Here is a 6,427-nt window from a genome sequence, read left to right as displayed (position 1 = left end):
GTGACCGGCCGCTCACCGGATTCGTGGACGACCAGCGCGCCCGGCACCAGACCGAGCCCGGCGGCACGGGCGATCGGCAGGTTCCTGTCCCGCGCGGCGTTCCAGAAACCGATGTCGGTCAGCTCCAGGGCCAGGAAGCGGACCAGGTTGTCGGCGAACCGAGCACCCATGCTGCGCCGCACGGTCAGGTCGTCGGAGCGTCCCTCCAGCCGCAGCACGTCGACCAGATCGGCGGTGACGTCGCCGCGTCCGATCCGGGGCGCCAACCCGACCGCCGGACGCCAGCCCTGCTCGCGCAGCCCGCCCAGCACCCGGGCCAGCCGGGTCAACCGCTCGTCGTCGCCCCCGAACCGGCCCAGCGACGTCACCGGCAGCACCCCGTACGGCTGCTTGCCGATTCGCAGCGCCGGCAGCGGGCCGTCCGGGCGAACGAAGCGACCGGCGAAGTCACGCGCCCAGCCGTTCGTCGCGGCGTCCACCCCGATGAACTGGGCGAGCCAGTAGCCCCAGGTCGCGGGCCACAGTGCCCGGCTCATCGCAGACGCCACCCGCGGCTCGTCCTGATCGGCCTGCGGTAGGCCGGCGAAAAGGTCCCCGCCCAGACCCAGCAGTCCCGACGCCGTCGCCCCGAACGAGCCCGGCTGCGGGGTGGTGGCCACCGGCGACCAGCCGCCCGGATCGGTGCTCGACCAGCCGGACGGCGCCGCCTCGGCGTTGTTCGTGGTCGCCTCCGGCGCCAAGAACCCCAGCCCCGCCGAATACCGCTGCGCCTCCAGCAGGGCGGCCACCTCGACGGCACCGGTCGCGGCGTCACCGGAGCGGACGCCGCAGGCCACCAGCAGGTCGACCGGACCGGTCACCGGCAGCCGCACCGCCATGCCCAGCTGTTCGGCCGCTGCGAAGTCGATCAGCCAGTTCATTCCGGTATCGACCGCGGCGACCTCGTGATCGTCGGCGTCCGCGACCAGCGGCGCGGCCAGGTCGGGTCCGACTGCCGGGTCGAGGGTGATCGGCGCACCGGTGACGGCCGCCAGCAGCTGCCCGCCGGCGTAGGCGGTCACCGTCCACTGCTGCGGCAGCAGCCGCGCCACCGGCGTGCGCCGATCGTCGGTCACCTGGAGGGCGGGGAACGTCGGCTCGGCGCTCAACGGCTCCCCGTCGGCCACTTCGGCGTTCGGCCGGGCCGCCGGATTGGTCGGACGGGTGGCCCGCGCCACCCAGCCCGCGCGTCCGGGGCCGAACCGCTCAGCCAGTGCCGCCCACAACCGCTGCTGCCGGGCGGTGTTCGTGCCGGTGCGCCATTGGCCACGCCAAAACTCCTGGCCAGCGGCCTGTTCGGCCTCGGACAGCCGAGGGTCGTGGGCGTCCACATGGAGCTGATCGGGGTAGATCCGGACCAGCAGCTCACCCTCGGCGTACCGGGTTTCCAACCGCACCGGCAGCAACGCCAGCGGTTGTTCGGCATCCGCCAGCACGCCGGTCAGCCGCGGGTCGGCGATCAGCGCGTCCGCGGTCAGCGGGGCCAGGTTCAGCGGATCGGTCATGGTTCGGGCTCCCGCATCAGCACGGTGATCGGAATGGTGATCCGGGCCGGGAGTTGGCGCAGCCGTCCGGCGAGGGCCGCCGCGGTCGCGTCGGTGGCCGGGGCGTGGGTCACGCCCGGGGGTGCCTCGCCGACCTCGAAGCCGAACCGGGGCGCGCTCGGCTGCTCGGCGATGCTGATCGCGTACTGGTCGGCCTGCGCCAGCGGAATGCTGAAGCCGAAGTAGCTGACGTCGGGGTCGAGCGAGCCGCGGAACACCGGCAGCAGGGTCTGGGGCGGGTTGGCGCCCGGGTGGGACGCGGTGACGACGGCGTCCGGGAAGCGGCGGATCAGTTCGCTGCGCAGCAACAGCACGAACCGCTCCGCACGCAACGTGGGGGCACCCAGTGCCCGGTCGGCCCACTGGTCCAACGGTGGAATGTCGGGCGGTTCCGCGGGCGCGACCGCGGCGTCCCAGAACTGGTCGAAAAAGGTGCCGGTCAGCGGTGTCGGGAACTCGCGCCACAGCAGCTCCCGGCCGAACTCGTGGTTCAGCCCGACCAGGAAGGCCTCGACGAACTCCCCGTTGGTGCGCAGCGCGACCGCGGTGTTGGCGGGGACGCCGTCCAAGCCGGGCAGCAGCCAGTGCTGGCCGAGTTCGACCAGGGCTTGCGCCATCGGTGTCGCGAAGCGGGGCACGAAGCTGAGGTCGGGCACCGGGGCGTCCGATCCGGGGGGCGCGGGAACCGGGCTGCTGAACAGCGAGCCGACCGCCACCGCGAAGGTGCGGACGGGTGCGACGAGTTGCTTCGCCTCCGCGACCAGCGATCCGACCGTGACCGTGCCGTGGTGCGGTGGATGATGCGGACGCTCGTCCAGGAACGCGGTGAGATGAGTGCCGGCCACCTGGCGGAACAGCGCGGCCGCCTCCGAGTCGCGCCGCGGCGGATGAGGGTGCGGACGCGGGTCGACGGGATCCGGGGGCTCGGGCGGATCAGGTGGATCCGTCGGGTCGCCGGGCCGGCGGCGGGGGATGGGCGTTGCTTCGCTGCCGTCCTCGGGCGTGCGCAACGACGGCCGAAACACTTCGCCGTGCCCCAGATCTCCGGTGACGATCTCACCGGGCAGCGGGAACGGACGCGGCCCCGCAGGCGCGGGGGTGGCGCCCAGCACAAAGCCGGGCCGCGGGGGGGATCGTGGACGGCCTGCGCGGTCAGGGTGCTCCACACGATGTGCTGCTGGACGGGCGTCGTGGGCGTCACATCGTCGAAGGTCAGCGGACCGCTGGGCGCCTCGAAAGTGCGCTGCATCACCGCCGCCGGCACCATGCGGCTCAGCCAGTCCAGCTTCGGCGCCGGGGTTCCGGACCGTTCGGCGGCCCGTTCCGCCGTCCGCACCGCCGGGCCGCGCACCCGGGTCACCCGCCGGACGGCCGACCCGATCGCGGCGGACGGCAACTCGGCCGCCGACCATTGCGCACCGAAGCTCGCACCACCCGACATGGCCGGCGCGGTCATCAGCCGTGCCCGCAGCGGAGCCAGCACGAACACCCCGGTTTCGGCGCTGAGCGGCTCCACATAGCGCCGGTGCAGGCTGGCCGCCACCGCGAAACCGACACCGGCCAAGCCGACCAGCCGGGACGCCGCGCGCAGGTCGGCGGCCTGATCCCAGGACGCCGCCACCAGGGTCTCCTGCTGCCGCTGGATCACCAGCGTGCCCAGCGCGGCGGCGACCCGGGCGGTCGGATCGGTGTTCAGCTGTTCGTACCAGCGGGTGCCGGCTGCGTCGAGGGCGGCCGGGGTGCGGTAGGCCGAGCCGTAGCGGGGCGGGGCCAGCACCGGTTCCGCCGGCGAAGCGGCGTCAGGGGTGTTCAGTACGGCACGCAACGCGGACGCGAACCTGGTAGCCAGAGTCGGATCGGTCCAGCGGTTCGCTGGCGTGTCGAGAGCCAGCAGGGCACCGCCGAGCAGCTCCTGGGCGTCGTCGGTGCCGGCCAGTCCGAGCCCGGCGGTGGAGAGATCGACGGGCCGGGTGCCGAACCCGTCACCGACCGGACGGCCGCGAATCGCCAGCGCCAGCGACTGGAAGTCGCCGGCCGGTCCGGTGCCGAAGCGCCAATGGTGGTAGACCGGCAGCTCGACGGCCGGCATGCCCTCGGCGAGTGTCCAGGCGGGTCCTTCGGCGTTGCCCGGGTCGTCGCCCAGGCCGGCCCGGCGTCCGGCCTCGAAGGTGGGCACCACGCAGGCCAGGTACGAGGTCTGCTCGTCCAGCAGCCGGCCGCAGATCAGCCGGGACAGGTTGCGGGCCGGGTCACCGGCCAGGGCCGCGGTCACGGCGCCCGCGTCGGCGGCACCGTCGAGGGCGATCTGGGCGTGCGCCCAGGCCCACGAGTCGGCCAGGTCGGGCAGCTCGTCCTCGGGTTTGGCGGGGGCGCCGATGGTCAGCACCGGCAGGGCGCCGCGTCCGGCGGGGCCGAGCCGCACCCCGGGCTGCTCGCGCACCACGATCAGGCACAGCCAGGGCCGCAGCTTCCCACCGGACGCCGACGCCGGGGTGAACAGCCACGGCAGACCCGGATCGTCGAACTCGACCAACGCCAGATAGTTCGACTCGAAGCTGCGGGCGTTCGGCGCCGGATCGGACCGGATCACCTGCTGCGGCGACACCCCGGTCACCGCGCCGGGCCCCAGCAACTGCACCGGCACCGACGCACCCGGTCCGCCATTCACCGTGACACCCACAGTGGTGCCGACATGACTGGCCGGGTGCCCGGTGCGCAGATCGGGCGGCAGGGCGAGCGCCCCACCCCGGCGCACCCAGGGCAGGAAGGTCAGGGCAGGTTGGCTCATGGCACCGCTCCCGCCACGAGTCCCCAAGCCGCCAGCCGGGGCGCGTCCGGACGCGCCACCCGGGTGTAGCGGCCCGCCACCGAGGTGCGGGTGGCGGCACGGGCCGCCGCGCTCATCCGCAGGCCGGCCCGGATGTGGTCCGGTGACGCCGGCTGCGGCTGCTGCTGGACGACCGGGACGCCGTCCGGACCGACCAGGATCTCGGTGTAGGCGAACGGCGCGGCGACACCGGCGGCGGCGTCCGTGGCGTAGGTGTCGTTGCCGAAACTGACGCCCGCCTGGCGGGTCACCATGCCCGGCGCCGACAGCCGCTCGGCGTCGGTCTGCTCGAAGAACTGGCTGTCCGGGAACTCGTCGTGCACCACCTGGTCGAAAGCGGTGATCACCGTGTCACCGACCCGGCCGGCGGTGATCGCGAACCGGCGCTCCTTCGCCGGCACGAAGGCGCCCACCCGGTCGATGTCGCGATCGACGTTCAGCGGCACCAAACCCTGCTGGACGACCAGCCGTCCGAGCGGATGCAGCCACAACCCGGTGGCAGCAGGATCGGTGCGCACGCCGACCAGCTCGCCCGCGGTGGAGGGCAGCACGGCCCGCCAGCTGAGCGGGTCGCTCAACCGGGTGACCAGCTCGGTCAGCACGTCGAGCGCATCGCTGACCAGCGAGTTGCTGCCGCCGATCAGGTTCTTGTCGAACGACACCGAGTAGTCCCACCAGAGCAGGCTGAACGTCGCCTTCCCGGCCACCCGCAGCGGCAGCGGACCCTCCAGGGTGCCGCTGACGTCGACCTTGAACAGGTTGCGGCTGCCCCGCTTCAGTTGGACGCCGGCCTTGAAGTCGGCGATGAAGTGCGGCGGCCAGAACTGCACCAGCACGTCGAAACCGATGTAGCCCTCGATCGAGAAGCCGAACGCGGCCGCGTACAGCGAGGCGGTGGCGCCGAACTGCAGGGTGTTCGGGGTGATCGCCAGGTAGGCCTCGATGATCAGCTTCGGGTTGTCGCCGGTGGTCAGCGCCACCGTCACCCGGGGCACCACCGGGAAGCCGGCCGGCGGGCTGAACCGTGGGTTGAAACCGCCGATGGCAAGGGCGAACCCCAGTCCGGGGGCACGTCGGAAGGCGGCCGCGCCGGTCAACGCGAAGCGTCCGAACAGCTTCGACTCGTACAGCACGGCGTCCAGGGCGGCGAAGCCGGTGGAGAAGTCGAACTCGCCCACCACGTCCAGGTTGAGGGTGAGCAGGGGGGCCTTCTCCTGCGGCAGCACCGAACTAACCCGGCCCAGCACCAGCAACCGGGACGAGTCGGTGCTGCCGTCCCGTTCCAGCATCAAAGCCAGGTCGGCACGCAGCAACGGACTCGCCGCACTGCCGAAGGTGAGCTTCACCAGCAGCCCGTAGATGTGGGTGCCCTCCTTGGGCGGGAAGAAGGTGCGCAACCCGGCCACCATCTCGGGCAGCGTCTTGATCGGGTCAGCCGGGAAAAGCAGGTATTTCAGCTTGCCGGACGGCAATGCGGCACGGACGGCGGGGACGTCCAGCGTGCGGTCGGCGGCGTACAGCACGCCCAGGCCGTCCAAGGTGATGAAGCCGGCGGTCAGACCCAGATGCTCGACGGTGCCGATCAGGATGAACGAGGTCAGCGCGTTGCCCTGGGCGTCGCGGGTGGAGACCAGGCCGAGGCAGGTCAGGGTGACCCGGTCGGCGATCCGCAGCACCACCACGCCGTAGTAGTCACCGGAGGCCAGATCGTGATGAATGGTGCCGCCGCCGCTGATCGGCCCGGTCTGCAGGTTGAGCGCGATCCCGGTGGGCAGGCTGGCGTCGACGTGCGCGTCGACCAGCCGCAGGTTCCGCTGGTCGGACGGCTTCATGGTGTCGAGTTGCGCCAGCAGGCCCAGTTCGTCGACCCGCAGGTACACCGGACCCCAGGTGGCGCTGAAGGTGATCAGGCCACCGGCGGCGACCGCCCAGCCGGTCTGCGGTGCGTCGGCGCTGCGCCAGGCCAGCCGCAGCACCAGTTCGAGCACGTTGATGCCCAGCACGCCGCCACCACCCA

3 protein-coding genes are annotated in these 6,427 nt (G+C 72.6%); all 3 read right to left on the bottom strand.

Annotated features, from left to right (window positions below):
- On the bottom strand, positions 1-1,544 hold a 1,544-nt coding region (locus Q0066_RS14020), incomplete at its 3' end, for a hypothetical protein (protein ID WP_298133937.1).
- Positions 1,545-2,073: 529 nt separating this feature from the next.
- Positions 2,074-4,371 (bottom strand): hypothetical protein, encoded by a 2,298-nt coding sequence (locus Q0066_RS14015; protein ID WP_298133936.1) that lies wholly within the window; start codon positions 4,369-4,371, stop codon positions 2,074-2,076.
- Positions 4,368-6,427: DUF6603 domain-containing protein (locus tag Q0066_RS14010; RefSeq protein ID WP_298133934.1), on the bottom strand; the 2,060-nt coding region annotated here is incomplete at its 5' end. The genes Q0066_RS14015 and Q0066_RS14010, both read right to left, overlap by 4 nt.

The organism is Micropruina sp., from assembly GCF_027492755.1.
In the GTDB taxonomy this organism is placed as follows: Bacteria; Actinomycetota; Actinomycetes; order Propionibacteriales; family Propionibacteriaceae; genus Micropruina.
Note: the sequence above shows the minus strand (reverse complement) of the source record. Positions and strands in the feature narration are given on the sequence as shown.